This is a genomic window from Thermus tenuipuniceus (assembly GCF_002964845.1).
In the GTDB taxonomy this organism is placed as follows: Bacteria; Deinococcota; Deinococci; order Deinococcales; family Thermaceae; genus Thermus; species Thermus tenuipuniceus.
In genome coordinates this window covers 1-23,700 of the sequence record NZ_KZ672978.1, presented here as the reverse complement: position 1 = coordinate 23,700, position 23,700 = coordinate 1, and the positions used below count along the sequence as shown (strand labels likewise).

The 23,700-nt window shown below is 65.9% G+C and carries 27 protein-coding genes and 2 pseudogenes; 17 read left to right on the top strand and 12 right to left on the bottom strand.

All coding sequences use genetic code 11. The annotated features are described in order from the left end of the window. Positions 1–35: 35 nt before the first annotated feature. Both C2847_RS05980 and C2847_RS05975 read right to left on the bottom strand, forming a co-directional pair. Positions 36–440 (bottom strand): acyltransferase family protein, encoded by a 405-nt coding sequence (locus C2847_RS05980; RefSeq protein ID WP_244187368.1) that lies wholly within the window; start codon positions 438–440, stop codon positions 36–38. Between the two features lie 4 nt (positions 441–444). After that, on the bottom strand, positions 445–1,881 hold the full coding sequence (locus C2847_RS05975; protein WP_105317541.1) for an SWIM zinc finger family protein: 1,437 nt from the start codon (positions 1,879–1,881) through the stop codon (positions 445–447). A gap of 59 nt (positions 1,882–1,940) precedes the next feature. On the opposite strand from C2847_RS05975, the gene amrS reads away from it, so the two are divergent. The 4 genes and pseudogenes from amrS to C2847_RS12935 all read left to right on the top strand — a co-directional run. Then, positions 1,941–2,993: an AmmeMemoRadiSam system radical SAM enzyme gene (gene amrS / locus C2847_RS05970; RefSeq protein WP_105317540.1), complete on the top strand. Its 1,053-nt coding sequence runs from the start codon at positions 1,941–1,943 to the stop codon at positions 2,991–2,993. After that, the gene (gene amrB / locus C2847_RS05965; RefSeq protein ID WP_105317539.1) at positions 2,981–3,793 is read left to right on the top strand and encodes an AmmeMemoRadiSam system protein B; all 813 of its coding nucleotides are present in this window, start codon (positions 2,981–2,983) and stop codon (positions 3,791–3,793) included. Before amrS ends, amrB begins: the two co-directional genes overlap by 13 nt. A 4-nt stretch (positions 3,794–3,797) precedes the next feature. Continuing rightward, a pseudogene (locus tag C2847_RS12940) lies at positions 3,798–4,028 on the top strand (Uma2 family endonuclease); the annotation flags it as partial. Positions 4,029–4,120: 92 nt separating this feature from the next. Beyond that, positions 4,121–4,251 (top strand): annotated as a pseudogene (locus C2847_RS12935) (Uma2 family endonuclease); the annotation flags it as partial. Positions 4,252–4,384: 133 nt separating this feature from the next. On the opposite strand, the gene C2847_RS05955 reads toward C2847_RS12935, so the two are convergent. The 5 genes from C2847_RS05955 to C2847_RS05935 are packed head-to-tail and all read right to left on the bottom strand — an operon-like array spanning position 4,385 to position 6,948. Continuing rightward, on the bottom strand, positions 4,385–4,774 hold the full coding sequence (locus C2847_RS05955) for a hypothetical protein (RefSeq protein WP_105317538.1): 390 nt from the start codon (positions 4,772–4,774) through the stop codon (positions 4,385–4,387). Between the two features lie 43 nt (positions 4,775–4,817). Further along, positions 4,818–5,561 (bottom strand): HAD family hydrolase, encoded by a 744-nt coding sequence (locus C2847_RS05950; RefSeq protein WP_105317537.1) that lies wholly within the window; start codon positions 5,559–5,561, stop codon positions 4,818–4,820. Positions 5,562–5,574: 13 nt separating this feature from the next. After that, positions 5,575–5,958, bottom strand: a complete 384-nt coding sequence (locus C2847_RS05945; protein ID WP_105317536.1) for a VOC family protein — start codon at positions 5,956–5,958, stop codon at positions 5,575–5,577. Further along, a complete protein-coding gene (locus C2847_RS05940) occupies positions 5,955–6,470 on the bottom strand; it encodes an LOG family protein (protein ID WP_105317535.1) in 516 nt (171 codons plus the stop codon). The genes C2847_RS05945 and C2847_RS05940 overlap by 4 nt, the downstream gene beginning before the upstream one ends. A 43-nt stretch (positions 6,471–6,513) precedes the next feature. Next, the gene (locus C2847_RS05935; RefSeq protein WP_105317534.1) at positions 6,514–6,948 is read right to left on the bottom strand and encodes a universal stress protein; all 435 of its coding nucleotides are present in this window, start codon (positions 6,946–6,948) and stop codon (positions 6,514–6,516) included. Positions 6,949–6,994: 46 nt separating this feature from the next. Here C2847_RS05935 and rlmB point away from each other — a divergent pair, with 46 nt between their 5' ends. From rlmB to C2847_RS05910, 5 genes are read left to right on the top strand one after another with little or no spacing between them, the layout of a single operon-like run. Next, a complete protein-coding gene (gene rlmB, locus C2847_RS05930) occupies positions 6,995–7,711 on the top strand; it encodes a 23S rRNA (guanosine(2251)-2'-O)-methyltransferase RlmB (protein WP_105317533.1) in 717 nt (238 codons plus the stop codon). Positions 7,712–7,715: 4 nt separating this feature from the next. After that, positions 7,716–8,786, top strand: a complete 1,071-nt coding sequence (locus C2847_RS05925; protein WP_105317532.1) for a M20 family metallopeptidase — start codon at positions 7,716–7,718, stop codon at positions 8,784–8,786. Then, positions 8,771–9,007 (top strand): hypothetical protein, encoded by a 237-nt coding sequence (locus C2847_RS05920; RefSeq protein ID WP_038028718.1) that lies wholly within the window; start codon positions 8,771–8,773, stop codon positions 9,005–9,007. Before C2847_RS05925 ends, C2847_RS05920 begins: the two co-directional genes overlap by 16 nt. Continuing rightward, complete coding sequence (locus tag C2847_RS05915) at positions 9,004–9,915, top strand: glucokinase (protein WP_105317531.1); 912 nt, start codon at positions 9,004–9,006, stop codon at positions 9,913–9,915. The genes C2847_RS05920 and C2847_RS05915 overlap by 4 nt, the downstream gene beginning before the upstream one ends. Continuing rightward, on the top strand, positions 9,899–10,123 hold the full coding sequence (locus C2847_RS05910; protein ID WP_105317530.1) for a DUF2905 domain-containing protein: 225 nt from the start codon (positions 9,899–9,901) through the stop codon (positions 10,121–10,123). The genes C2847_RS05915 and C2847_RS05910 overlap by 17 nt, the downstream gene beginning before the upstream one ends. On the opposite strand, the gene C2847_RS05905 is transcribed toward C2847_RS05910, so the two are convergent. After that, on the bottom strand, positions 10,034–11,755 hold the full coding sequence (locus C2847_RS05905; RefSeq protein WP_244187367.1) for a hypothetical protein: 1,722 nt from the start codon (positions 11,753–11,755) through the stop codon (positions 10,034–10,036). The genes C2847_RS05910 and C2847_RS05905 overlap by 90 nt on opposite strands. A gap of 152 nt (positions 11,756–11,907) precedes the next feature. Between C2847_RS05905 and C2847_RS05900 the strand changes: the two genes are divergently transcribed. From C2847_RS05900 to C2847_RS05875, 6 genes are read left to right on the top strand one after another with little or no spacing between them, the layout of a single operon-like run. Next, positions 11,908–12,741: a hypothetical protein gene (locus C2847_RS05900; protein ID WP_105317528.1), complete on the top strand. Its 834-nt coding sequence runs from the start codon at positions 11,908–11,910 to the stop codon at positions 12,739–12,741. Between the two features lie 52 nt (positions 12,742–12,793). Further along, entirely contained in the window at positions 12,794–13,633 is an 840-nt protein-coding gene (locus tag C2847_RS05895) for a fimbrial biogenesis chaperone (RefSeq protein WP_105317527.1), read from the top strand. Next, positions 13,630–14,118 carry a hypothetical protein gene (locus C2847_RS05890; RefSeq protein WP_105317526.1) on the top strand — a complete coding sequence of 163 codons (489 nt, stop codon included), beginning with the start codon at positions 13,630–13,632 and terminating at the stop codon, positions 14,116–14,118. The genes C2847_RS05895 and C2847_RS05890 overlap by 4 nt, the downstream gene beginning before the upstream one ends. 1 nt (position 14,119) lies before the next feature. Further along, on the top strand, positions 14,120–17,233 hold the full coding sequence (locus C2847_RS05885; protein WP_105317525.1) for a hypothetical protein: 3,114 nt from the start codon (positions 14,120–14,122) through the stop codon (positions 17,231–17,233). Between the two features lie 31 nt (positions 17,234–17,264). Further along, the gene (locus C2847_RS05880; RefSeq protein ID WP_105317524.1) at positions 17,265–18,425 is read left to right on the top strand and encodes a hypothetical protein; all 1,161 of its coding nucleotides are present in this window, start codon (positions 17,265–17,267) and stop codon (positions 18,423–18,425) included. A 15-nt stretch (positions 18,426–18,440) separates the two neighbouring features. Then, positions 18,441–18,872, top strand: a complete 432-nt coding sequence (locus tag C2847_RS05875; protein WP_105317523.1) for a hypothetical protein — start codon at positions 18,441–18,443, stop codon at positions 18,870–18,872. 38 nt (positions 18,873–18,910) lie between these two features. Here the strand turns inward: C2847_RS05875 and folE are convergent, their stop codons facing one another. Genes folE through C2847_RS05855 form a run of 4 tightly spaced genes read right to left on the bottom strand, consistent with a single transcriptional unit; the run spans position 18,911 to position 21,468 of the window. Next, positions 18,911–19,519 (bottom strand): GTP cyclohydrolase I FolE, encoded by a 609-nt coding sequence (gene folE / locus C2847_RS05870; RefSeq protein ID WP_105317522.1) that lies wholly within the window; start codon positions 19,517–19,519, stop codon positions 18,911–18,913. A 38-nt stretch (positions 19,520–19,557) separates the two neighbouring features. Beyond that, positions 19,558–20,250, bottom strand: coding sequence for a gamma carbonic anhydrase family protein (locus tag C2847_RS05865; protein WP_105317521.1), 693 nt, complete (start codon positions 20,248–20,250; stop codon positions 19,558–19,560). After that, positions 20,231–20,611 carry an NUDIX hydrolase gene (locus tag C2847_RS05860; RefSeq protein ID WP_105317520.1) on the bottom strand — a complete coding sequence of 127 codons (381 nt, stop codon included), beginning with the start codon at positions 20,609–20,611 and terminating at the stop codon, positions 20,231–20,233. The genes C2847_RS05865 and C2847_RS05860 overlap by 20 nt, the downstream gene beginning before the upstream one ends. Further along, a complete protein-coding gene (locus tag C2847_RS05855; RefSeq protein WP_105317519.1) occupies positions 20,602–21,468 on the bottom strand; it encodes a DUF1028 domain-containing protein in 867 nt (288 codons plus the stop codon). The genes C2847_RS05860 and C2847_RS05855 overlap by 10 nt, the downstream gene beginning before the upstream one ends. Before the next feature lie 52 nt (positions 21,469–21,520). Here C2847_RS05855 and typA point away from each other — a divergent pair, with 52 nt between their 5' ends. Both typA and C2847_RS05845 read left to right on the top strand, forming a co-directional pair. Further along, on the top strand, positions 21,521–23,284 hold the full coding sequence (gene typA, locus C2847_RS05850) for a translational GTPase TypA (protein WP_105317518.1): 1,764 nt from the start codon (positions 21,521–21,523) through the stop codon (positions 23,282–23,284). A gap of 188 nt (positions 23,285–23,472) precedes the next feature. Next, a partial coding sequence (locus tag C2847_RS05845; protein ID WP_128415162.1) for a helix-turn-helix domain-containing protein occupies positions 23,473–23,700 on the top strand: 228 nt, incomplete at its 3' end.

Genomic DNA, 23,700 nt, shown 5'->3' with positions numbered 1-23,700 from the left:
TCGCTGGGGTAAGATGTGCGTGTCCTCTGCACCCTTCAAGGATACAAGACTTTTACGACAGCCTCGTAGAGGTGGAAGTAGGCCTTGCCCCAAAGGAGCTGGTGAAGAAGGCGCTCGGGCTGGAAGATGCCGTGATCCCAGTAACGGAAGGCCAGGTACACCCCGCTCCAGAGAAGGTAAGGCCAAAGGAGACGCAAAGCGCGGTTTTGCAGGTACCGATCCAGGCGGAACGCCCTCACGAAACTTGCCCCCAGGACCAGAGAGGTCATGAAGAGGAAGGCGGGAACGGCAAAATGCAGGGTGCGGTTCATGGCTGCCAGAAGATGCCATTCCAGGCTTCCTGGGGAAAGCTCCCTTAGGAAACGACCCGTCACGTGGTGGAGGACCACCTCGAGGATGGCCAAGCCCCGGAAGACCTCCACCCAAGGAAAGCGCTCCACAGGGTTATTCTGGGGCTGGCTCATGAGGGTTCTCCGAGAGAAGGGGCTTGAGCTCTTCCCAAAGGGCTTTCCTCCGAGGGAAGGCCCGCGCTAAGGCCCAGGCAACCTTCCGCGCCCCTTTAGGGTCCAAACGGGCAAGGCGCAGGAGGAGGCTTGCCGCCTCCCGGTAGGCCTTGCGGGTCCCCTTCTCGGCCGCCAGCCTCGCCGCCTCCCGGTAAAGCCTTCCCGCCTCCTCGGGAAGCCTCTCCTCCAGCGCCTCCGCCAAGGCGGGATAGGCCTCCGGCGGGGCGTTCCTCAACAGGCGGTCCAAGGCCTTCCAATCCTCCTCCAAGAGGTAGATGCGGGCGAGAAGGGCAGGGTCCCGCACCTGCCTGAGAAGAGCCTTTCGCTCCCGGTAAAACTCCCGGCCTAGCTTGGACTTTAGGGCCAGGTAGTCCTCGAGGTTCGGCCTCACCTCAAACCGGGCCCTATGGTCCTCAGGAAGCCCCCGATGGGCCACCAAAAGGTCCAAGAGGGGAAGGAGCCTGGGGTCCTTGCCGAACCAGTCCCGGGCCTCCTCCGCGTACTTAAGGGCCTCCTCCACCCGGCCCAAGGCCATAAGGCGCTCCACCAGGAGGAGGTAGTCCCCAACCCCTTCCAGCCCCTCCCGCAAGGCGGAAAGCCCCTCCTCCACCCGCCCCAGGCGGAAGAGAAGCTCGGTCCTGAGCGCCCGCTTAAGCTCCAAGCCGTTCCCACCCCTTAAAAGGTGAAGGGCCTCCTCCCCCCTTTCCCCCGCCACCTGCAGGAAAGCCTCCCGCAAGGCCTCGGAAGGGTGCCTCAGGTAAAGGTTCAGGAGCAAGGAAAGCCTAGGGGTGAGGGCCAGGTAGCGCTCCAGGGCTACCCGCAAGTAGGGCTCCGGATCAAAGGGAGCTTCCAAAAGCGCCTCCAGATAGGCCTCCACCTCTTTCCTCCCCACCCGGTCCAGGCGCAAGGACAGGGTCCGGGCCTCCTCCTGCCCTCCCCCCAGCCGGAAGGCCCGGCGCAGGTCCTTCACCCCTTCCAGAAAAGCCTTTTCCGGGGCTAGGGCTTCCGCCAGGTAAAGGCCCACCTCGGGAAGGAGGGCGAGTTTTTTCAGGAGGCCCCTGGCCTCCTCAGGGGTCAGGGCCTCGATCAGGGGCGCCAGGTCCGGGGCCTTTCCCTCCACGTGGGCGTAAAGAAGCGCCACCGCGTGCTTGCAGGGGAAACCGGGGTAGGGGCAGGTGCAGTAGCCCACGAGCCCCGGCCCCACCTCCACCCGGTAGGGGGTGGGCTCGGAACCCTGCACCTCCCCAAGGAGCTTCTCCCCCACCCGGAAAAGGCGGCGCACCCGGCCCTCCTTGAAGTAGGCCAGACCGCGGCGGAGGGTCTCCTCCGGCACGAAGGGGGCAAAGTCCTCTTCCCTTTCGGGGGGGAAGGTGGCCACGCCTAAAGTCTACGCAAGGCCCCCTCCGCCGGTGCTATCCTGAAAGTAGGCCCTATGAAATGACCCTCACCGCTACCCTAAGGGAAGCCGACCTGGTCCGGCCCTTGCCCAAGGGCTACGTGCAGTGCCGGGCCTGCGCCCACTACTGCGCCATCGCTCCAGAGCAGGCAGGCAAGTGCGGGGTTAGGCGCAACCTCGGGGGCAGGCTGTACTTGGTGACCTACGGCAAGGGGGCCGCGGTCCACCTGGACCCAGTGGAGAAAAAGCCCCTCTACCACTTCCACCCCGGAGAAGGAATCCTTTCCCTGGGAACCGTGGGGTGCAACCTCTTCTGCGCCTTCTGCCAGAACTGGCAGATCTCCCAGTTCCGGGAGTTCAAGGTCACGCCGGAAGGCTACCTGGACCGGCCTATCGGGGAGGACTGGCCCCCCGAGGCCATCGTGGAGAAGGCCGAGGCCCTGAGGGTGAGGCTAATCGCCTACACCTACAACGAGCCCGCCGTCTGGATTGAATACGCCCACGACACGGCCAAGCTCGCTAAGGAACGGGGCATGAAAAACGTCTTCGTCACCAGCGGCTTTGAAACCAAGGAGGCCTGGGAGTATATCCGGCCCTTCTTGGATGCCGCCAACGTGGACCTGAAGGGCTTCACCGAGGAGTTCTACCGGAAGATCTGCGGGGCCCGGCTCAAGCCGGTCCTGGAAAGCCTCGAGCACCTTTTGGCCCAAGGAGTCTGGGTGGAGGTGACCACCCTCCTCCTGGAGGGCTACAACGACTCCCCGGAGGAGGTCCGGGCCATGGCCCGATTCCTCAAGGGGCTTTCCCCCGAAATCCCCTGGCACCTCACCGCCGCCCATCCCGACTACCGCATGCTGGACCTGAGGCCCACCCGGCACAGCACCCTGGTGCGGGCCTACGAGATCGCCAAGGAAGAGGGCCTGAGGTTCGTGTACGTGGGCAACGTCCTGGACGAGGAAAGAAGCTCCACCCATTGCCCGGCTTGCGGGCGGCTCCTCATCCGGCGCCGGGGCTTCCGGGTGGAGCCCCTTTGGGAGGTCCCCGGGATCTGCCCGGGGTGCGGGAGGAGGATTCCCGGGGTATGGACCTGGTGAGGCCGCCGGCGGTGGCCGGCTACTTCTACCCCCTGGGGGCGGAACGCCTAAGGCAGGAGGTGGTGGGCTTTTTGCGTAGGGCCCAGGCCTCCCCCGACCCCAGGGTACGGGGGCTTCTTTCCCCCCATGCGGGTTACTTCTACTCGGGAAAGGTGGCGGCGGAGGGCTTTAAGGCCCTTTCCGCCTGGCGAGGAAGGGCGAGGCGGGTATTCCTTTTGGGACCCAGTCACTTCGTGTTCTTCCCGGGGGTGGCCTTCTACCCCTACCGGGCCTGGGCCACCCCCTTGGGGGAGGTGGCCGTGGACCTGGAAGGGGGGAAAAGGCTTATGGAGAAGGGGCCGCCCTTTTTAACCTACGAGGAGCCCTTCTGGGAAGAGCATAGCCTCGAGGTCCTCCTCCCCTTCCTCCAGGTGGCCTTGCCGGGCACGCCCATCCTGCCCCTTCTCTTCGGGGAAGCAAGCCCAAAGGGGGTGGCCGAGGCCCTGTTGTCGGAGCTGGGGGAGGGGGACCTGGTGGTGGCCTCCAGCGACCTCTCCCACTACCATCCCGACCCCGTGGCCAGAGAGCGGGATCAAAGGACCCTGGAAAAGGCCATGGCCCTGGATGTGGAGGGAGTAGCCCAAGGGGAAGCCTGCGGCCACCTTCCCTGGGCCACCCTCACTGCTTTGGCCGGAAGCTTGGGTTGGAAGCCAACGCTTCTGGCCTACGCCACCAGCGCCGAGGCCTCCCATGACACAAGCCGGGTGGTGGGGTACGCCGCGGTGGCCTATTTAGAGCAAGGCCCACCCGCCTTAAGATGAAACCATGACCCCGGTGCGCAAGCGGTTTACCGTGGAGGAGTTCCACAGGATGGCCCAGGCAGGCCTCCTGGGAGAGGACGACCGGGTGGAGCTTCTGGAGGGAGAGGTTTGGGAGATGGGCCCTATCGGTAGCCGCCATGCCGCCGCGGTGCGGCGCCTTCGCCGCCTGCTCACCCCCTTGGAGATGAAAGGGGCCTGCCTTATCGCCGTACAGGACCCCGTGCGCCTTAGCCCTTTCAGCGAGCCCCAGCCGGACCTGGCCCTTTTGCGCCCCCGGCCTGACCTTTACCAGGAGGGCACCCCGGCCCCCCAGATATCCTCCTCCTGGTGGAGGTGGCGGAGGCCTCCTCGGTCTACGACTTGGGGGTTAAGGCACCCCTATACGCGCGCCACGGGATCCTTGAACTCTGGGTACTGGACCTCGAGGGCAAGCGGCTTCACGTCTTTCGCTCCCCCTCNGGGGGGGGGGGGGGCCCCCAAAAGGCCACGGGCAAGCCGCTTCTGCTTTTGCCAAGGGAGCACCCTTCGTGCACGGGCACTTACTCCCGCGGCCTTTCCCTCGTTTTCTCTCCCGGTGGCCGAGCTCCTGGGCTAAAGCCTAAGAAGGGGCCGGAACCAGGGAATAGAAAGGATGAGGAGCGCCAAGGCCAAGGCGAAGAAAATCCGGGCCCGGGGTTTTGCCCTTCGCGCCTGGGAAAGCCCGGCGTGGGCCAGGCCTAAGGCGACAAGCCCCCCCACCCAGTGCTCAGCCACGAAGTAGCGGGCCTCCCCCGGGGTCTGCATGGCCACCTCCAGGTTGGCCAAGGCCCCCTGGAAAAGGGGGCTAAGGAAAGCCAGAAGGAGCCCCAGCACCACCTGCAGGGTGAGGGTGTGGGCGAAGAAGGCACCGGGCCTGGCCTCGGGGCGAAACGCCGCCCAAAGCCCGAAGGCCAAGACCAGCCAGCGCACCAGGTTGTGGAGGACGAGGGCCGCCTCGTACATGGCCCAAGCCTACCCTAGAAGAGGCCAGACCCCCGGAAGAAGGTCACAAAAGGGCCAAGGCCTCCCGCAGGTCCCGGACTTCCAGGTGGGCGGGATACCGGGGGTCCTTGGGGCGGTGGCCCCGGTCCACCCACACCGCCTTTATCCCCGTCGAAAGGGCTCCCTTGATGTCCCGCTCGGGGTTATCCCCCACCATCACCGCCTCCTCCGGGCCCACGCCAAAAGCGCAAAGGGCCATGCGGAAGAGCCTGGGGTCGGGTTTGCCAAGCCCCACTTCCCCGGAAACCAAGGTGAGGGGAAAAGGCTCCCCGAGGCCTGCCCCGACGAGCTTCTCCCGCTGCAGGTCGGGCACGCCGTTGGTGAGGAGGACCGGGATAGCCCCCCTGGCTCCAAGGGCCTCCAGAAACTCCGACACCTCGGGGAAAAGGGGGTAGCGGCGCCTCTCCTGGAAAAAGGCCTCCGCCAGCTCCCGGGCCCGCTGCACAGGACCACCCAGCGCCCTAAGGGCCTCCCGGAAAACCCTTTCCCGAAAAGGCCAGGCCCACTCTGCCAAGGTTTCCAGCCCCGGGGTGGAGTAGCGGGCCCAAAGGGCCTCCAGGGCCGAGTGGCCGATGCGCTCGGCCCAGGGGTAGAAGGGAGCCTGCTGGAAGAACTCCTCTGCTTTTCTTCGCACCGCCTGGGGTAGCCCCTCCACCCCTGCTTCCTGCCCCAAGCGGCCTAAGACCTCCTCGCTCACCCGGTGGTCCACAAGAAGGGTATCGTCCAGGTCCAAAAGCCAAAGCTTCATGTATCTCCTCGGGTCAGGGATGCTTTTCGGGGGGAGGCTCCCGCACCAAGACCGGGTTCTCCCCCGGGTCAAAGAGAAGGAGGTGCTCCCCTGTCTCGCGGAAGGGAAGGCCGTACTTGGCAAGACGAAGCTTTTCGTGCTCCAGGTTCTCCACGAAGAACACCAGGCGGCCTTCCTCCACCCCCACCCGGGCAAAGCCACGCCCCTCGGGCCGGGGGCGGTTGGGCCCCTGCTCCACTCCCCCGCTTCCAGGGCGCAGGAGGAGAAGGGGCCCCTCGAGGGGAGCCAGAAGGGCCTCCCGTTCCGGGATCAGCTCCTCCAGGGCCAGCCCCAAAGCCTGGTAGAAGCTCACGCCCTGGCCCAGATCCGGCACGTACACCACAAGGGTTTCGCTCATAGGCTCCGCAAGAACGCCCGCAAGTCTTCTTCGTCCGCCACCACCCGCAAAAGGTCCAGGTCCTCCGGAGCGATCTCCCCGTGGGTCTTGAGGAGGGAAAGCCAGTAAGGGTCCACCGCCAAGGGCCGCCCCAAGCCCCGCCGCAGGTAGAGGAGGTTCCAGGCCAGGGTGAGCTCGGCCAAGGTGCCCACCCCACCCGGCAGGGCCAAGTACCCCGCCCCCAGGTCCAAAAGCCTCCCGATGCGCTCGGGCAAGGAGGAGGCGGGAAGCTCCAGGTCCACATAGGGGCTTGGGCCTTTGCGTTCGGGGAAAAGGACCGGGGCGGTAACCCCCACCACCATCCCCCCCTTGGCCTTCACCCCCCGGGCTAAGGCCTCCATCCCTCCCTGGTAGCCCCCACAGGCCAGGCCGAAGCCCTCCTCAGCCATCACCTCCCCGTAGCGGACCAGGCGGGAGTACCGGGGGTCGCCGGGGGCCACCCTCGAGGAAACGAAGGCGCTAATAAGCCGCATGGCTACAGCCAGGGCTTCCCCCAACCGGGCAGGAAGATGGGGTTTAACGGCACCGCACCACCAAAACGGGTATCCCCACCCGGTGCAAGACCCCTTCGGTCACCGAGCCCAAAAGGAGCTTGTCCAGCCCGGTGCGCCCGTGGGTGCCCATGACCAAGAGGTCGAATCCCTTGGCCGCCTCCACGATGGTGGGTATCGGCACTCCCTCCTTCACCTCCCCCGTGGCCTCCACCCCCTTTTCCTGGGCCAGGCTCAAGGCCTTGGCGATGGCCTCCTCTCCCGCCTTCTTCAGGTCCTCCAGGAGCTCAAGGCCATAAGGGACGCTCTCGGGAGCGATCCAGATGGCCTGGGCGGGGTTCTCCAGCACGTAGAGGAAGTGAACCTTGGCCCCCAAGGTCTTGGCCAGGGAAAGGCCGTGCTCCAGGGCCTGCAGGCTGCAAGGGCTTCCGTCCGTGGGCATCAGGATGGTCTTGTACATGGCTCGCCTCCTTGGCCTTCATGATACCCCGTCGTAAACTCAGGCCATGTGGATCTACGGAAGGAACCCGGTCCTCGAGGCCCTGAAGGAGGGCCGGGTGCGGCGGGTCCTGGTGGCCCGGGGGGTGGAGGCCTGGCTTTTAAGGGAGCTGGAGAGGCTCGGGGCGGAGTACACCCTGGTGCCCCGGATTGAGCTGGACACCCTCCTGAGAACCACCCACCACCAGGGCCTGGCTGCGGAGGTGGAGGAACCCCGCTACGCTCCCTTGGAGGAAGCCTTCTCCCTGGCGGAAGCCCGCAAGGAGCTTCCCCTGCTGGTCTTCCTGGACGGCATCACCGACCCCAGGAACTACGGGGCCATGATCCGAAGCGCCCTGGCCCTGGGAGCCCACGGGGTGGTGTCCGAGGAGCGCCGAAGCGCCCCCCTTTCGCCCCTGGCCCTGAAGGCCAGCGCCGGGGCCGCCTTAAAGCTTCCCGTGGTGAGGGTGAAAAACCTTCCCCGGGCCCTCGAGGAGGTCAAGCAAAAGGGGCTTTGGGTGTACGGCCTGGACGTAAGGGGGGGAAAAACCCCCAAGGAGCTGGACTTCCAAAGGCCCCTGGCCCTGGTGGTGGGCTCGGAGGGGGAAGGTATGCGCCGGTTGGTCAGGGAAAGCTGCGACGAGCTTTTCCGCATCCCCATCCGGGAGGAGGCTGAGTCCCTGAACGCCTCCGTGGCCTTGGGGATAGCCCTCTACATGGCAGCCCTGGGCCGGAGTGTAGGATAGGGTCGTGGACTGGATCCGGCTTCTCTCCCGCCTCCTCCAGGCGGAAAGCCTCCCGGGGCAGGAAGGGGAGGCGGCGGCCCTTTTCCTGGAGGCCCTTAAGGGCATGGGCCTGACGGCCACCCTGGACGAGGCGGGAAACGTGGAGGCCCTCCTGGGGGAGAAGGAACCCGAGGTGGTGCTAACCGGGCACCTGGACGTGGTGCCCCTGGGGGATCCCCTGCATTGGCCCTACCCCCAGGGCACCGTGGCCCAGGAGGCCGTCTGGGGCCGGGGGGCGGTGGACATGAAAGGTCCTTTGGTGGCCATGCTCCTGGCCCTCGAGGCCCTTGCCCAAAAGCCCCTCAAGGGACGGGTGCGCTTCCTTGCCACGGTGCAGGAGGAAGTGGGGGGACTGGGAAGCCGTCATGCCGCAGAAAGGCTTTCCCCCCTGGCCTTCATCCTGGGGGAGCCCTCGGGAAGAAGGCTCATGCGGGGCCACCGGGGCCGGGCGGAGGTCTGGGTTGACTTTGAAGGGGAGGAGGCCCACGCCGCCCTCTCGGGCCCGGAAAACCCCCTCTTCGACCTCGGGGAGTACCTGCTGGCCCTAAAGGAGCTTCCCCTTTCCCCGGGCCTCAAGCTCACCCCCACCCGGGTGGACACCTACCCCGGGGCCCGGAACCAGACCCCCGGGGTGGTGCGCCTGTACCTGGACGTGCGCTACGAGCCCGAGGCCAACCTGGAAGCTCTTTTGGAAAGGCTTAAGGCCCTGGGGGATGCCTCGGTCTACATTCCCGAGGAGGAGCGGGCCTCGGGGGAAGTGCGCCTCGTCATCCCCGCCCTCTGGCCTCCCTACCACCTGCCGGAGGACCACCCCTTGCTCCTTGCGGCCCTTAAGGCCCTTGGCCAGGAAGGGGCGGGCCTTTGGCCCTTCACCACCGACGCCCCCTATCTGGGCACCAAGGCTCCCGTCTTGGGCTACGGCCCGGGGGATCCCTCCCTGGCCCACACCTCCAGGGAACATATTCCCTTGGCCGAGGTGGAGAGGGCCGCCCAGGACTACGTGCGCCTGGTGGAGGCTTTATGGAACGCCGCTTGATCGCCGGCACCCCCTACCGGAAGCTCCTCACCGCCCCCCGGCCCGTGGCCGAGGGAGTGAAGGCGAGGCTCGAGGCCAGGGGCATCCCCGTCATCCTGGAAACCCCTTTTTCCGGCCTGCCCGAGGCGGCCCTGGGCACCTACATGGGAGACGTGAACCTCTTTGTGCCCGAGGCCCTTCTGGGGGAGGCGGAAGCAGCCCTGGAGGAGGAGATCCCATGACCGTGGTGGGCCTAGACCTAGGGGGCACCAAGATCGCCGCCGGGGTCTTTGACGGAACGAGGCTTCTTTCCAAGGTGGTCCTCCCCACCCCCGGGGAAGGCGGGATGGCGGTGGTGCAGGCCCTGGCCGAGGCCACCAGGAAGGCGGAGGCGGAGGCCGGGGTGGAGGGCGTGGCCATCGGCCTGGGCACCCCGGGGCCCCTGGACTTCAAAAGCGGGGTGATCCGTTTCACCCCCAACATCCGGGGCCTTTCGGACTTCCCCATCCGCCGCCTTTTGGAGGAGGCCACCCAGAGGCCCGTCTACCTGGAGAACGACGCCAACGCCGCCGCCCTGGCCGAACACCACCTGGGGGCGGCCAAGGGAGAGGCAAGCTCCCTCTTCCTCACGGTTTCCACCGGGATCGGGGGTGGGGTGGTCCTGGGAGGACGGGTCTTGAGGGGAGAGAGGGGGCAGGGAGGGGAACTGGGCCACATCACCTTGCTTCCCGGGGGGCCGGTGTGCGGCTGCGGCCTCGAGGGGTGCCTCGAGGCCTTGGCCGCCGGCAGGGCCCTGGAGCGGGAGGCCTCCTATGCCTTCCACCGCAAGGTGGATACCCGGGAGCTTTTCCAGCTTTTCGGGGAGGGAGACGCCAAGGCCCGGCGCATCCTCCTCCAGGCGGCCCGCTACGTGGGCATGGGTCTCGCCAGCCTGGTGAAGGCCTTTGACCCCGGCGCGGTGGTGGTGGGCGGGGGGGTTGCTCTTAACGCCCCCCGGGCGTACTGGGAGGCCATGGAGGAGGCCTACCGGCATTACCTCTCGGGCTGGGAGGTGCCCCCCTTGCGCCGGGCCCTTCTGGGCGGGGAAGCAGGGCTATTGGGCGCCGCCCTCACCGCCTACCTGGAGGTTGGGGATGGAGGTAGTAGGTAAGGTCCTACTTTTTTTAGGAGTAGTGCTGGTCCTTCTCGGCCTAGGGCTCCTTTCCTTCCCGAAGCTCTTCTCCTGGTTCGGCCACCTGCCGGGGGACATCCGCATTGAGCGGGAAGGTCTACGGGTGTACGTCCCCATCACCTCGGCCCTGGTTCTTTCCCTTCTTCTCACCCTGCTCTGGAACCTCCTGGGCCTTCTTCGCCGCTAATACCCACACGTCTACCGGAGCCTTGCCTGAACGAAAGGTGCCCTCGTCCGACCGCGGGCGGTAGGCCCGCAGGGTACACTCGGCTACCCCCACGCCGGAAAAGCGCAGGTGAAAAGGACCCGGGGGAAGGAGAAGCCGATGGGCGAAGGATTCCTCCAGCCGCAGGTGCCCTTCCCCCCAGGCCCCCCGCACGCTCAAAAGAAGGCCCCAGGAATCCTCAGGAGCATAGGCCTCCCCTAGAAGCTCCAACACCGCCTCCTCCTCCAGGGAGGAAAAGTCCAGGTGCGCCTTTTCCCCCGGTTCCAGAAGGGCCAGGCCAAACCCCTGCCCCAGGGGGAAGATGCCTTCGCCCCCTTGCGTGAGCAAGGCCAGTTCCCGTCCCAACCCCGTTTTCGCCCACACCCTTCCCCCGCCTTGAAGGGCCTCGCGCAAAGGAGGGCCAAGGAGGCCCTCATAGCTCTCCCCCAAGGCTTTGCGGTGCCAAGCCTCCATCTGGCCATGACCCGCCAAGGCCAAGGCGGTGGCCGCCCGCTCGTGGAGTTCGTACCGCCGGCCCGGGGGTAGGGTGGAATAGAAGAGGCAGCGTTCCGCCTCCTTGGCGAAGCGATACCCTCCCTGGTAAACCAGCCACCCTTTCCGCTCCAGCTCCTCCAGGTAAGGCAAGGCCTCGAGGGCATCCAGAACCTGTTCAGGAATGGGGCCGGGGACCACCGAAAGCCGCTCTAAGGCCACCCGGGCCGGCTCGCTGAGCCAGCGGGCCTTAAGGCGAAGCTGCGCCAGGGGGCGCTGGGGAGAGGTGATGCACGCCAGCCACTCGGGTATCCACTCCGGCTGCCCTCCCGCCAAGAAGTAGGCCCCCGCCGCCTGCTGGAAGGTGTACCCGGCCAAAAGCCCCTCCCGGGCCTCCAGCCAACTTAAGGGGGCCAGCTCCAGCACCCGCATGCGTTCTGGAGGATAGCTGGCGCGTAGCTCCAGGAAGAAGCGGGGCTCCTCCCCGGGGTCCAGGCTCAGGACCAAAAAGGCCTTGGAGCGCAGGAGCTCCCGCACGGGCACCTGGGGGTAAGGGAATTCCAGGTAGACCAGGCCCTCCGGGCGCAGGCTCTGGTGAAACGCCAAACCCAGGATCCGGGCCAGCTCCTGGGCCAGGGCCCGCTGGCCCGCTCCAATCCGCCCCCGCAACACCAGGAGAAAGGGGGGGCGCAAAGCGGAAAGCTCCCGGACCAGCTCCCGGCGCCAGGGGGGACCGGGAGCAGGCTCAAGACGGGTGCGCACCTCCTGCACCCACTCCCACAAGCCCCCCACTTCCTCCAAGCCCTCCAGGGCCTCCCCGTGCCCCGAGGCTTCCAGCTTCAGCCAGGAAGGCAAGCACAAAGGATCCTGCCCCTTGGGGAACACCTCCCGCCCAAAGGCCTGGCCCAGGCGGTGGAGCTCCACCCGCAGGTTCTGCAGGGCCGAGCCGTGGCCGTAAAGGAGATCAGCCAGGCGGGCCCTCGAGGTGGGCCCCTCGAGGGCCAGGTAATAAAGGAGGGCAAGCCCCTTCCGGGAAAGGCGTACCTCCTTGCCCTGGCAAAGCACCCTCGCCCGACCCAAAAGGGGCAGGGCATAAACGGGATCGTTAAGGGCGCGTTGCAAAGCGTTACCTTCCTTGCCCTTCATACTACCACGTTCCCGTAGGCTCCTTGGGCCACGGATTTCCTTCCCGTAACGCTTCCGTAACGCTCCTTCCCTTAGGGTGAGGGCGTCCTGAGAGGCCACCACCTCGAGGGGCAGATTCGGAGGGAAACATGCGCAAAGGCATTTTGGTAGCAGTATTGGCTTTAGCACCCCTGGCCCTGGCCCAGGCGCCCACGGTGGCCCCCACCAAGGGCAACGGCCCCGACGCCTACGCCAAGGGCGCCGACTCGGCCGCCGTGAACCAGACCATCGAGCTCATCCTCCCCAAGGCCACAGCCCTGCACCTGGACGTGACCACCCTGACCTTTGACCTGACGGGGCTGGACGGGACCACCTGGCCCAACTCCACCCCGGATTTCGACGGGAAGATGGTCTGCGTCTACGGGCTTACGGACCAGGACGTGAAGACCCAGCTGGGGAACAACTTCTACAACCAGGTGCAGACCTTGCCCCTGGGCACCAGCTACAACACGGCCACCTGGCCCAACATCACCATCAACGGTGGCGGGGCGGTGACCGCCTATCCCCCCATCAAGCTGGATAAGAACGGGGAGCTGGTGCCGGGAAGCAAGAACTACTTCGTCTGCTACCGCACCTTCATCCTGCAGAAGTTCTCCAACGGGAAGCAGTGGCACCTGACCGTGAACCGCAACGACCCCGAGGGCGCTCAAGGGATCCAGCACCTTTACATCCAGGACAACCCCTGCGACACCTTCGGCGCGGCCACGGGGCTTTACGAGCTTCCCAATGGCGCCAGCCTGGAGCTGGTCCCCCGCAACCTGCAGGCCGGCCCCACGGGAACCCGCTCCGGCAACAACCCCGAGCGGTGTGGCTACAAGAGCTGGCTGGATGACCTGGTGGTGGTGGCCGTCAAGGTCAACAGCGACCTCTGGGGCAAGAGCACCGCAAACCTCACCTACACCCTGGCCACGACTGCTTGGTAAGCGGCAAGGAGGCCCGGCCCTAGGGCCGGGCCTTTCCCCCCCTCGGTGAACCATGAAGCGAATCCTTCCCCTCTTCCTCAGCCTGGCCCTCGGCGCCCTGGCCCAAAGCACCCTGGGCGTGGAACCCCCCGTCCTCCTCAAGGAGGCCAAGCCGGGGGAAATCCTCACGCAAACCCTTTTGGTCTACAACGTGGGCACCCGCCCGGTGCGGGTAAGGGCCAGCCTGGGGGACTGGACCTACGATCCCATGGGAAAGATCCAGTTTCTCCCCGCGGGCTCGCTAAGGGAAAGCGCAAGCCCCTGGGTCACCTTCTCTCCGGCGGAGTTCCTGCTGGAGCCCAAGCAAAGCCGGCCTCTCACCTACACCCTCACCGTGCCCAAGGAGGCCACCCCCGGCACCCACTGGAGCATCCTCTTCCTGGAATCCGAGGATCCCAACCCGCCCCCCGGGGTGCCCCTGGCCACCTTCCGGGTGAGAATGGCCCACGTTTTCTACGTGAACATAGGACCCTTAACCACCGGGGGACGGATCACCGGGATCGTGCCCAACCCCCCCAAGAACCCCCGGGAGCCCTACCGCTTCGCCCTCCAGTACCAGAACACGGGGAACACCGCCCAGAAGCTCTTCGGCCGCTTTGAGGTGCGGGACGCCTCGGGGCGCAAAGTGGCGGAGGTAGAGGTGGAGGAGGTGGTGGTCCTGCCGGGCCAGGTGCGCATCCTACCCGTCACCCTGGTGGGCCCCTTGCCCGTGGGCAGCTACACCGCCCTGGCCATCCTCAACTATGGCGACACCACCAAGGACGTGGCCGCAGACCTTCCCTTTACCCTGCGCACCCCCCTGGCCGCACCCCCTTCTCCCGGCGAGGAAGGGGAAAAAGGAGGTACCCCATGAGAAGTTGGTTAGCCGGTTTCATCCTCTTCTTGGCTCCCGCCCTGGCCCAGGCCACCTGGATCGTGCAGACCTTGATCCCCGAAACCATCGCCCTCCGCACCCCCACCACCCAGATTGCCTTTGACCTCAAGGACTATCCCCCTAAGAGCTTTCCCGCCACTTACCCCGCCAGCAACCTGGAAGGGGGCATCCTGCCCGTCCAGGTCTTCTCCAACGCCCCCGGGGTGTGGAGCCTCCTCCTGCAGATTCCAGATCTCAAGGATCAAAACGGGGTTTTGCTTCTGCCTGCCAGGCAGGTCCTCTACCGGGTGAATGGGGGGCTTTGGCTTAGGGCCGACGGCACCCCGCAGATCATCTACACCCAGGCGGGCCCCACGGGGGACTGGCTGGAGATCCGCCTGGAGTTTGCCCTCGAGCTTCTCGGCAACGAGCGCGCCGGTAGCTACGTGGTCCAGGCCTTGGTCACCGCCTTGAGGCAACCTTGAGATGAGGCTTTTCCTGGCTCTTTTCCCCCTTCTTTTGGGCCTGGCCTGGGCCCAGGTGCGCTTCCTTCCCACCCCTGGCCTTGCCGGGGTCCCGGGGGACTACCTCACCTTGAGCCTGAGGGTGGAGGGAACAGGGTCGGTGCGCTTCCGCCTCTTTCCCCCGGAGGGCTGGCAGGCTCTTTCCCCGGAAAGGCAGGCGGTGCTGGAGGGAAAGGAGGAAACCCTGAGCTTCACCCTAAGGGTGCCGCCCCTGCCTGCAAGGACCCAGGGGAAAGCCTTGGTGGTGGCCTACGAGGGGGAGAAGGAAGTGGCCAGGGCCGAGGTGACGTTAGAGGTGTTGCCCTTGATCCAAGTGGCCCTTTCCGCTCCCGCCACCCTCGAGGCCAGCTTGGGAGGACCTTTTGAGTTTCCGGTCTACGTTAGCAACCGCTCCAACCAAAAGGAGGAGTTCCTTCTGCAAGCGGAAGTCGCCATGTTCCAGGTGTTTTTAAACCCCGCTGGCCTGAGCCTGGCTCCCGGGGAAACCGGGGTGGTGCGGGTGTTGGTAAACCCCCAGGGGGAGATCTCCGCCGGATACCGCTTCTACATGAAGCTTCGGGTCACCCCCAAAACCCAGCCCGAGGCCCGCAAGGAAGCCGGGATCATCGTGCTCTTCAAGGACCCCTTGCTGGCAAGCGGCCAAAGGGGCCGGGACCCCGAGCTCACCTTGGGCCTGGGTCTGGCCCTGAGCCTGGGGGCTACCTTGGAACGAGGCCAACTCCAGGGGCAGGTGGGCTACCTCCTGGCCCCCAGCCTGAGCGGAGCCCTCTCGGACTACGTGACCGCCACCGCGGCCTCAAGCCCCCTTTCGGGGAGCCTGGCCGAACCCCTTCGCCTGCCCCAAACCCTCACCCTGAGCCTCAAAGGGGAAGGTTGGGAAGCCCGGGCCCAAGGGGGGCAGGGAAGCTTCGGCCTGGCCACCACTTTTCGCCTGGACCCGGCGCGGGTGAGCCTCGAGGGCAACTACCGCCCGGATGCCCTAGGCCTTAGGGCCAGCGCGGTGAGCCTGGACAAAAGCCTAGACCTCCAAGGCGCCCTCTCCACGCAAACCGCCCCCACGGGCCGCCAGGACAACCTCAGCCTGCGCTACCGCCTTCCCCTGGAAGGGGGCCTTAGCCTGGGCCTGGGCACCGACCTCACCGGCCAGACCGGGGAGGGCTACCGCCTTTCCCTGGGCTTGAGCCAAAGCCTTACCTGGCAGACCCAGGATTTGGAGCTGGTGCAAAGCTACAGCGGCATCCCCCTGGCGGGCCTTCACACCCTGGGCCTAGCGGGGGGCACCCGGAGCCTCTACCCCTTGGGCCTTCGCGGAAGCACCAGCGTGCAGCTTGGCCCCAGCCAGGGCCTTTGGCAAAACCAGCTCACCCTCTACGCCCAACCTGTGGCCGGGGCCTTCGTAAGCTTCACGGGCAGCTACCGCCAGCAAGGGGAAAGCCGGGGGTATGGCCTTGCCCCCAGCCTCAGCACCGCCTTCGGCGAACCAGGGGTGTATAGCGGGAACCTCAGCCTAAGCTATGGCATGAACAAAAAGCTTTCCGGGGAAGCCCCCGAGAACCAGAGCTACCAGGCCAGCCTCACCCTGGGCACCCGCGACCTCAGCCTCTCCGGTTATCTGCGCTACCTCCTCCAGGAAAGCCCCCTGTGGGAAGGAAGTCTCCTGCTCCGGATGGCCCTGGAGGGAGGGAGCCTCGAGGGGCAGTACCTAACCAAGCGGGGAACGGAAAAGGACTTCACCCTCTACGGGACTGCCTGGAACCAGCTTTGGCCCGGAAGCCTCCAAAGCCGTCTTTTCTACGAGTACCGCCTGGAGGAGGCCACCAGCCAGCGCCTGGGCCTTTCCCTAGCCCAGCGCAACTTCCTGGAAGCCGGCCTCTCCTTGGGAGCCTCCTACACCCTTATCCTGCAGACCGGGGAAGCCCGCCACGCCTTAGGCGTCAGCCTGGCCTACACCCAAACCTTTACCTTCACCACCCCGAAGGAGATGGTGGACCTCTTTGGCGGCCGCAAGGGAGGCGAGGTGGTGGGCCAGGCCTTCCGCGACGAGAACCTGAATGGACGCCTGGATCCCGGAGAGGCGCCTTTGGCGGATCTCCGGATCTGTCTGGGAAAGACCTGCGAGACCACGGACGCCCAGGGCCGCTACCGCCTCTTCGTGGCCCCAGGGGAAGGCACCCTCGCCTTCCCCAACCTTCCCGCCATCCTGGCCCTTCTGGGGGAGGAACGGGTACAGGTAACCTTAAACGCCAGCCTGGAGAAGAACCTTCCCTTCGCCCCCGCCACCACCCTGGCCGTCCAAGTGCTGGACGGTGGAAACGAACAGGGCCTGGCCTTCGCTGGGGTCTGCGCCGAAGGGGTGGTGAAGCGCTGCACCCGGGCGGACGCCAACGGCCGCGCCCTCATCGGGGGGCTTTTCCGGGGGGAGTACCGGGTCTACGCCGACCCTCGCTACCTGCCCGAGGGCTACCGGCAGGAAGACGGGGTCCAGGCCCAGGTGGATCCCAGCGCGCCCCCCAAGGCCATCCAGGTGGCGGCCCTCCCCCCTAAGCGGGAAGTGGAGGTGACCTATACCGCAGGCCGCTTAAGCCTGGTGGCCACCGCCGACCCCTCCACCCCCATCGCCGGGGCCGAGGTGGAGATCAAAGCCCTGGTCCAGGGCGAGGCAGACCGCGTCTTCCTGGACCTGCCCTCGGGACCGGTGCCCCTGGCCCGCCAGGAAGGAAACTACTACACCGCCCGGATACGCCTGACCCTGCCCCCGGGGTTCCACACCCTCTCCGTCAAGGCCAGGGGTCAGGGGGAAGCGGAGGCTCCCCTTTTCCTTCAGGTGGTTTCCGGCTCCCTCTATAGCCCCAGTTCCCTGGAAGGACCCAAGGTGAAGATCGCCCTGCGCTTCCGGGCCACCCAGGTGGCCCTCACGGAAAAAGGCCAAAGCTTCGCCCTAACGAGCGAGGACGGCTACACCTGGACCGGGGAAGTACCCTTGGGCCCCGGTCGCTACACCCTTTTGGTGCTGGCCGACGGGGAAAGGCTAGGACAGCTGGACCTGGCCATCCCCTCGGAGAGCGCAAACCATTGAGGTAAAGGATTCGGGAAAGGAGAGGATGGGTATGCGGTATTGGTACGGGATTCTTTTAGCGGTGGGGCTCCTTGGAGCCTGCTCCCAGGCTCCCCAAGGCGTGAAGCCCCAGGTGGCGGTAGGTGCCTCGGTGACGGTGGAAAAGACGGCGGTGCCCAAGTTCAAGCGCACTTACCGCTGGACCATGAAGAAAAAGGTGACGGACCCGGCAAGCGGAACCCTTACCCTGGCCCCAGGGCAGTCCTACCTGGTCAAGTATGCGGTGTACCTGGTGGGCACACCCACGGATTCGGATTTCCAGGTGGAGGGCACGGTCACCATCAAGAACACGGGCAGCGTGGACGTCCTCCTACAAGCCCCAAGCGATACCCTCTCCACAGGGGAAACCGTGGCCCTTAACTGTGGGGTAAGCTTCCCCTACACCCTGCCCGCAGGGCAAACCCTTAGCTGCACCTACAGCCAAGCGCTGCCCAACGGGCAAAGCCGGACCAACACCGCCATGGTGAACTGGAGCAGCAACGGGGAAAGCGGCACTGCCTCGGGCCAAGCTAGCTTCGCCTTCACCACGCCCACCCAGGTGGTGGATGGTAGCGTGCAGGTAAGCGACCCCTCGGCCACCCCGGTCAACGCCATCAGCGGCAACACCCCCGAGGGCGTGATCTCCCAGACCTACTTCTTTGAGCGCTGGGTCAAGTTTGACCAATGCGGGGAGTACCAGGTGGACAACACCGCCACCTTCACCGCCTCCGACACCAAGACCCAGGGTTCGGCCTCGGCTACGGTAAAGGTTTCCGTACCCTGTGCGGGTGGGTGCACCTTAACCCAGGGCTATTGGAAGACCCATTCCCGCTACGGCCCTGCCCCCTACGACGACACCTGGGCCCAGATTGGCGAGGATACTCCCTTCTTCATTTCTGGCCAGAGCTATTACCAGGTTCTCTGGACCTCACCCAGGGGGAACGCCTACTACATCCTGGCCCACCAGTACATCGCCGCCAAGCTGAACGTCCTCCACGGGGCCTCCACCACCCCAGCGGTGGATGCCGCCATGGCCTGGGCGGAAGGCTTCTTCGGCACCTATAAGCCCACCGACTCCCTGAGCAAGGCCTTGGCCAACCAGGCCAAGGGGTACGCCACCACCCTGGACAGCTACAACAACGGCCTCATCGGCCCCGGCCATTGCTCAGAGTAAAACCCTGGAGGAAGCATGAAAAAGATCGTCTGGCTCTTGCTCTTCGCCCTTGCGGCCTGCTCGGCCCCTCAGGGCATCAAGACCACGGGGAAGCTCCGCATCCAAAGCGTCCAACCCGATGTGGTCTCTGGGTGTAAGGTGCGGGCGGGCGACTGGATGGCCCTTAAGGGCAACTCCTTCGGCACCCAGGAGGAATGGGATGCCGGCATCAACCGCGCCCTGCTTCCCCCGGATCCGGGCCTGCCTGCGGAAAACCCCGAGATCACCCAGGCTGGGAATCCCGCCACCTTGATGCTCCGCGTGCCCGTGGGAGCGGAAAGCGGCATCCTAAGGATCCACGTGGAAGGCGTGGGGGATGCGGAAATCCCCATTGCGGTGGAAGGCATCTCCCCTGAGATGGCCATGCCGGGATGCGAGGTGCCTGCGCCCCCGCAGAACCCTGAGTAGAAACACCGGGCCAAGCCCCCCTGCCTAGGCAGGGGGATTCACTTTAGGTGGCTCAGAAACTCCTCCCGGGTCTTCTGGCTTTCCCGGAAGACCCCCAGCATGGCGCTGGTGGTGGTGCGGGAGTGCTGCTTCTCCACCCCCCGCATCATCATGCAGAGGTGGACCCCCTCCACCACCACCCCCACCCCCTGGGGCTCGAGGATCTCCTGGATGGCCTCGGCAATCTGCACCGCCAGGCGCTCCTGCACCTGCAGCCTTCTCGCAAACATGTCCACGATGCGGGCGAACTTGGAAAGGCCCAGGATCTTCTCGCCCGGGATATAACCGATGTGCACCTGGCCGAAGAAGGGCAGGAGGTGGTGCTCGCACATGGAGTAGAACTCTATGCCCTTCACCACCACCATCTCGCTCCCCTCGGCGGGGAAGAGGGCCCCGTTGACGATGGCCCTCAGGTCCTGGCGGTAGCCCCGGGTGAGGAAGGCCCAAGCCTTGGCCACCCGCTCGGGGGTCTTCAGGAGGCCTTCCCGGCTGGGATCCTCCCCGATGACCTCCAGCCATTCCGCCGCCAGGCGCTTCAGACGCCCCAGGTCCACGTGGGTTTCAAAGGTAAGACCCGTATCCTCGAGCTCCACCATCTTGCGCTCCATCTTGCCACCTCCGTTCCTCCCCCTATGTGGCCTCGGGCTCACTCCGGGGCGAGGAAACCCTCCTCCACCAGGGGCAGGGCCTCTTCCAAGGCCAAGGGAAACCCCTGGGAAGCCCGCCTCAAGGCTTCCAGGGCTTCCTTCCGGGTGCGCTTCAGGTGGAGGTGGAGCTCGCTAAAGGGGTTTAGGGCATCCTGGCCTCGCAGGGTAAGGCGGTAGCGCCTGGGAAAGTCCATGGCCAAAAGCCCCTTCCGGTACCGCTCCGCCAGGGCCCGGTACCGGGGAGCGTTGCCCGGGGGCTCGGCGGGACCCTTGATCCGGGCCGGGACCCCCACGGCCAGCTTCCCCTCGGGAATTTCCATCCCGGGAGGGACCACCGCCCCTGCCCCCACCACCGCATGCTTTCCCACCCTGGCCCCGTTCAGCACCACCGCCCCCATGCCGATCAGGGCTCCTTCCTCCACCACCGCCCCGTGGACCACCGCCCGGTGCCCCACAGTAACTCCAGCACCCAAAAGGCAGGGAAAACCCGGGTCGGCGTGGAGAACCGCCCCATCCTGGACATTGCTCCCCGGACCCACCACCACCCGCTCCAAGTCCCCTCGGACCACAGCGGCGAACCAGATGGAAGCCCCCTCCCCCACCTCCACCTCCCCCACCACATAGGCCCCAGGGGCGATGAAGGCGGTGGGATGCACCTTGGGAAGCTTGTCCTCAAAGCGGTAGACGCTCAAGGGCCACCTCCAGAAGGCGCAGGTCCTCGGGAAAGGAAAGGAGGGCTCGGGCCTCTTCCGGGCTAAACCAACCGAGCCCACTCATCCCCTTTTCCAGGCGGGGCTCCCCGGTGCCCCGCATGAGGAACCAGTGCACCTCCCGCTCCACTCCCTTGGGGTTCACGTAGCGGGTGGGGAAAAGGGGAGCCAGAACCTCCGCCTCTACCCCGGTTTCCTCCAGGACCTCCCGCACCGCGGCCGCCTCGAGGGTTTCCCCCAGCTCCGGGTGCCCCTTGGGGAAAACCCAGAAGCCCATGCGATCGCGGAGGAGGAGCACCTCCCCCTTCTCGTTGAAGACCACACCTCCCGCCCCTAGCTCCATGGATACCTCCTCTTGAGGTAGCTCAGGGTGGCCTCGTCCACCTCCGGGCCTCCCCCGTAGCGCTCCTCCAGGTTCTCCATACCAATCAGGGCAAGAAAAGCGCGCTCCGTGGTCTCGTCAAACTCCCCGTGCACTTCCCCTGCGTAAAGCCCAAGGCTCCGGAGCACCCCCTGCAACCACCGCACCTCCTCCGGGGCCAAGGGGCGGCGCTCCTTGGGCCTTTCAAAGAGGAGGCGGTGGAGGGAAAGCAGGCGGAAAAGCGCCTCCACCGGCTCCGGGTGGTCGTCGGCCCGGAGGTCGATGTACCGGTCCCAAAGCCTTCCGTACCCCTTGCCCTCCCCCACCACCAGAAGCGCCGCAGACTGCTTGCCCCGTTTATCCCCTCCCGCCTCCTCCCCCGCCTTTAAGGCCAGAAGAAGCCTTTCGGGAAAAGGGGTGCCCTCTTCCCGCAAAAAGGTCTCCACCATGGCCTCCACCACCTCGGGGCCCGAGAGGAGGTTGCCCTGGGCGGCGTAGCCCTCCCCCGCCCGCCCCCCCGCCCAGGGGTGGCACTCCCCACCGGTGAAGGTGAGGGCCTCGCCGCGGGCACTCACCAGGCCGAACTGGCGCCTTTCCAACCCGGGATCGGTGCGCCGGAAAGCCTCCAAGACCCCCTCCGGACTGGCCCCCTGCTCCAAAAGGGCAAGGCCCTGCGGCCCAAAGCGGGGGTTGGCGTAGGACTGGGTGGCGATGGCCCCCACCCCCGCCCGGGCAAAGGGGACCACCGAGCCCACCGCCAGGAACTTGCTGGCCACGGCCACGCCCAAGTCCCCGGTCTTTGGGTCCTGGGCTACCAGGGAAAAGGTAGCCACCATCATGCCCCTATCCTACGCGCCCCCGCATGGTAGAGTGGGGGGATTGGGTGCGCCCATGGAGATTAGAAACATAGCCATCATTGCCCACGTGGATCACGGGAAAACTACCCTGGTGGACGCCATGCTCCGCCAGGCTAAGGCTTTGGCCAAGGATGAAGGGGAGCGGATCCTGGACTCGGGCGACCTGGAGAAGGAGCGGGGCATCACCATCCTAGCCAAGAACACCTCCGTGGTCTGGGACGGGGTGAAGATCAACATCGTGGACACCCCTGGCCACGCCGACTTCGGCGGGGAGGTGGAGCGGGCCCTTTCCCTGGTGGACGGGGTGCTCCTTCTGGTGGATGCCGCCGAGGGGCCCATGCCCCAGACCCGGTTCGTTCTGCGGAAAGCCCTCCAGGCCGGGCTCAAGCCCATCGTGGTCCTCAACAAGGTGGACAAGAAGGAGGCCCGCCCCGACGAGGTGCTAAACCTCACCTTTGACCTCATGGTGGAACTGGGAGCCACGGAGGAGCAGCTGGACTTCCCCTACCTCTACGCCATCGGCCGGGAGGGCCGGGCCTGGCGGAAAGTACCTAAAGAAGATCTCTCGGAGCTTTTCCAAACTATCCTCGAGCACATCCCCTCACCCAGGTGGGAGGAAGGGCCCTTCCAGCTTCTGGTGGCCAACCTGGACCACTCCCCCTACCTGGGGCGGATCGCCCTCGGCAAGGTGGCCCGGGGCCGGGTGCGCAAGGGGGAAAGCGTGGCCATCTTGAAGGAGAGCGAGGTCCTTTCCGCCAGGGTGGTGGCGGTCTACACCCACCAGGGCCTGGAGCGGGCGGAGGTGGAGGAAAGCCTTCCCGGGGATATCGTGGCCCTGGCGGGGATGGAGGGGGTTGAGATTGGGGACACTCTGGCCGATCCCGAAGCCCAAGAGCCCCTTCCCCGCCTTAAGGTGGACGAGCCCACCGTGGCCCTCACCCTCACCGCCAATACCTCCCCCTTCGCCGGGCGGGAGGGCCGGTACGTGACGGGCCAGAAGCTGAAGGAGCGCCTCCTTAAGGAGCTTCGCACCAACGTGGCCCTCCAGGTGGAGGAGGTGGGCCCCGAGGTCTTTGAGCTTAGGGGCCGGGGGGAGCTTCACCTGGCCATCCTCCTGGAAACCATGCGCCGGGAAGGCTACGAGTTCAGCGTGGGCCAGCCCCGGGTGCTCACCAAGGATGGCCTCGAGCCCTACGAGCTTTTGGTGGTGGAGGTGCCCCAGGACCGCTTCGGAGGCGTCATGGAGGCCCTGGGGGCCCGACGGGCGGAAATGATCCACATGGAGGTGGGCGAAAGGGTACGGGCGGAGTTCGTCGTCCCGGCCCGAGCCCTTTTCGGCTTCCGTAGCCTTTTCCTTTCCCTTACCGGAGGGGAAGGCCTCCTAAGCCACACCTTTCACGGCTTCGGCCCCGAGGCCGGCCCCATCCCCACCCGCACCACGGGAAGCGCCGTGGCCATGGAGGCGGGGGTGGCCACCGCCTACAGCCTGAACCGCCTGCAGGAGCGGGTGCAGTTCTTCATTGAGCCGGGCACCGAGGTCTACGTGGGCATGATCGTGGGGGAGCACGTGCGGGAAAACGACCTGGAGGTGAACGTCACCACCGCCAAAAAGCTCACCAACATCCGGGCGGCAGGTTCCGACGAGAACATCCGCCTGGTGCCCCCAAGGCAGCTTTCCTTGGAAGAAGCCCTGGAGTTCCTGGCCGAGGACGAACTCCTAGAGGTAACCCCCAAGAGCCTCCGCTTGCGCAAAAAGGTGCTGGACCCCTCAAGGCGGAAGCGCCTGGTGGGCCGCTAACCTCAACCCAAGAGGAAAGCCCGCAAAAAGGAAAGGCATGGGCCGGACCCCAAAGGTCCGGCCTGGGCTTCCCCGCTTTTTTACTCCTCTTCCCGCTCCCCGTAGGTTTCCAGTGAACCCGGACAAACACATGTGAGACACCGAGCGGGATAAAAAGATGGGGAACCGACCCTGCGGAGGTTCCCCCTATGCAGCTGACCACGGTTGGCAAAGACCTATGGCGAGGAGCTAAGGAAGCGCAGACTCTGGCCGAGGCCGGAGCAGGCGACCCGGATGTCCAGGAACGCCTACGCAAGATCAAGTTGGTGAAAGCCTTGCGGGAGAGCAAGAGGAGCTGGGATGAGGTCCAGGAGCTTTTGGGCATCAGCCGGGCCACCTACTACCGTTGGGAAAGGGCTTTGAGGGAGAAGGGGCTG

What these genes read in the sequence shown, in the direction of transcription:
- C2847_RS05880 (WP_105317524.1), top strand. Translation starts at nt 17,265, where the DNA reads ATGCGGTATTGGTACGGGATTCTTTTAGCGGTGGGGCTCCTTGGAGCC.
- C2847_RS05910 (WP_105317530.1), top strand. Translation starts at nt 9,899, where the DNA reads ATGGAGGTAGTAGGTAAGGTCCTACTTTTTTTAGGAGTAGTGCTGGTC.
- C2847_RS05860 (WP_105317520.1), bottom strand. Translation starts at nt 20,611, where the DNA reads ATGGAGCTAGGGGCGGGAGGTGTGGTCTTCAACGAGAAGGGGGAGGTG.
- typA (WP_105317518.1), top strand. Translation starts at nt 21,521, where the DNA reads ATGGAGATTAGAAACATAGCCATCATTGCCCACGTGGATCACGGGAAA.
- C2847_RS05920 (WP_038028718.1), top strand. Translation starts at nt 8,771, where the DNA reads ATGGAACGCCGCTTGATCGCCGGCACCCCCTACCGGAAGCTCCTCACC.
- C2847_RS05955 (WP_105317538.1), bottom strand. Translation starts at nt 4,774, where the DNA reads ATGTACGAGGCGGCCCTCGTCCTCCACAACCTGGTGCGCTGGCTGGTC.
- C2847_RS05875 (WP_105317523.1), top strand. Translation starts at nt 18,441, where the DNA reads ATGAAAAAGATCGTCTGGCTCTTGCTCTTCGCCCTTGCGGCCTGCTCG.
- C2847_RS05895 (WP_105317527.1), top strand. Translation starts at nt 12,794, where the DNA reads ATGAAGCGAATCCTTCCCCTCTTCCTCAGCCTGGCCCTCGGCGCCCTG.
- C2847_RS05950 (WP_105317537.1), bottom strand. Translation starts at nt 5,561, where the DNA reads ATGAAGCTTTGGCTTTTGGACCTGGACGATACCCTTCTTGTGGACCAC.
- C2847_RS05885 (WP_105317525.1), top strand. Translation starts at nt 14,120, where the DNA reads ATGAGGCTTTTCCTGGCTCTTTTCCCCCTTCTTTTGGGCCTGGCCTGG.
- C2847_RS05915 (WP_105317531.1), top strand. Translation starts at nt 9,004, where the DNA reads ATGACCGTGGTGGGCCTAGACCTAGGGGGCACCAAGATCGCCGCCGGG.
- C2847_RS05945 (WP_105317536.1), bottom strand. Translation starts at nt 5,958, where the DNA reads ATGAGCGAAACCCTTGTGGTGTACGTGCCGGATCTGGGCCAGGGCGTG.
- amrB (WP_105317539.1), top strand. Translation starts at nt 2,981, where the DNA reads ATGGACCTGGTGAGGCCGCCGGCGGTGGCCGGCTACTTCTACCCCCTG.
- C2847_RS05890 (WP_105317526.1), top strand. Translation starts at nt 13,630, where the DNA reads ATGAGAAGTTGGTTAGCCGGTTTCATCCTCTTCTTGGCTCCCGCCCTG.
- amrS (WP_105317540.1), top strand. Translation starts at nt 1,941, where the DNA reads ATGACCCTCACCGCTACCCTAAGGGAAGCCGACCTGGTCCGGCCCTTG.
- C2847_RS05935 (WP_105317534.1), bottom strand. Translation starts at nt 6,948, where the DNA reads ATGTACAAGACCATCCTGATGCCCACGGACGGAAGCCCTTGCAGCCTG.
- C2847_RS05855 (WP_105317519.1), bottom strand. Translation starts at nt 21,468, where the DNA reads ATGATGGTGGCTACCTTTTCCCTGGTAGCCCAGGACCCAAAGACCGGG.
- folE (WP_105317522.1), bottom strand. Translation starts at nt 19,519, where the DNA reads ATGGAGCGCAAGATGGTGGAGCTCGAGGATACGGGTCTTACCTTTGAA.
- C2847_RS05940 (WP_105317535.1), bottom strand. Translation starts at nt 6,470, where the DNA reads ATGCGGCTTATTAGCGCCTTCGTTTCCTCGAGGGTGGCCCCCGGCGAC.
- rlmB (WP_105317533.1), top strand. Translation starts at nt 6,995, where the DNA reads ATGTGGATCTACGGAAGGAACCCGGTCCTCGAGGCCCTGAAGGAGGGC.
- C2847_RS05900 (WP_105317528.1), top strand. Translation starts at nt 11,908, where the DNA reads ATGCGCAAAGGCATTTTGGTAGCAGTATTGGCTTTAGCACCCCTGGCC.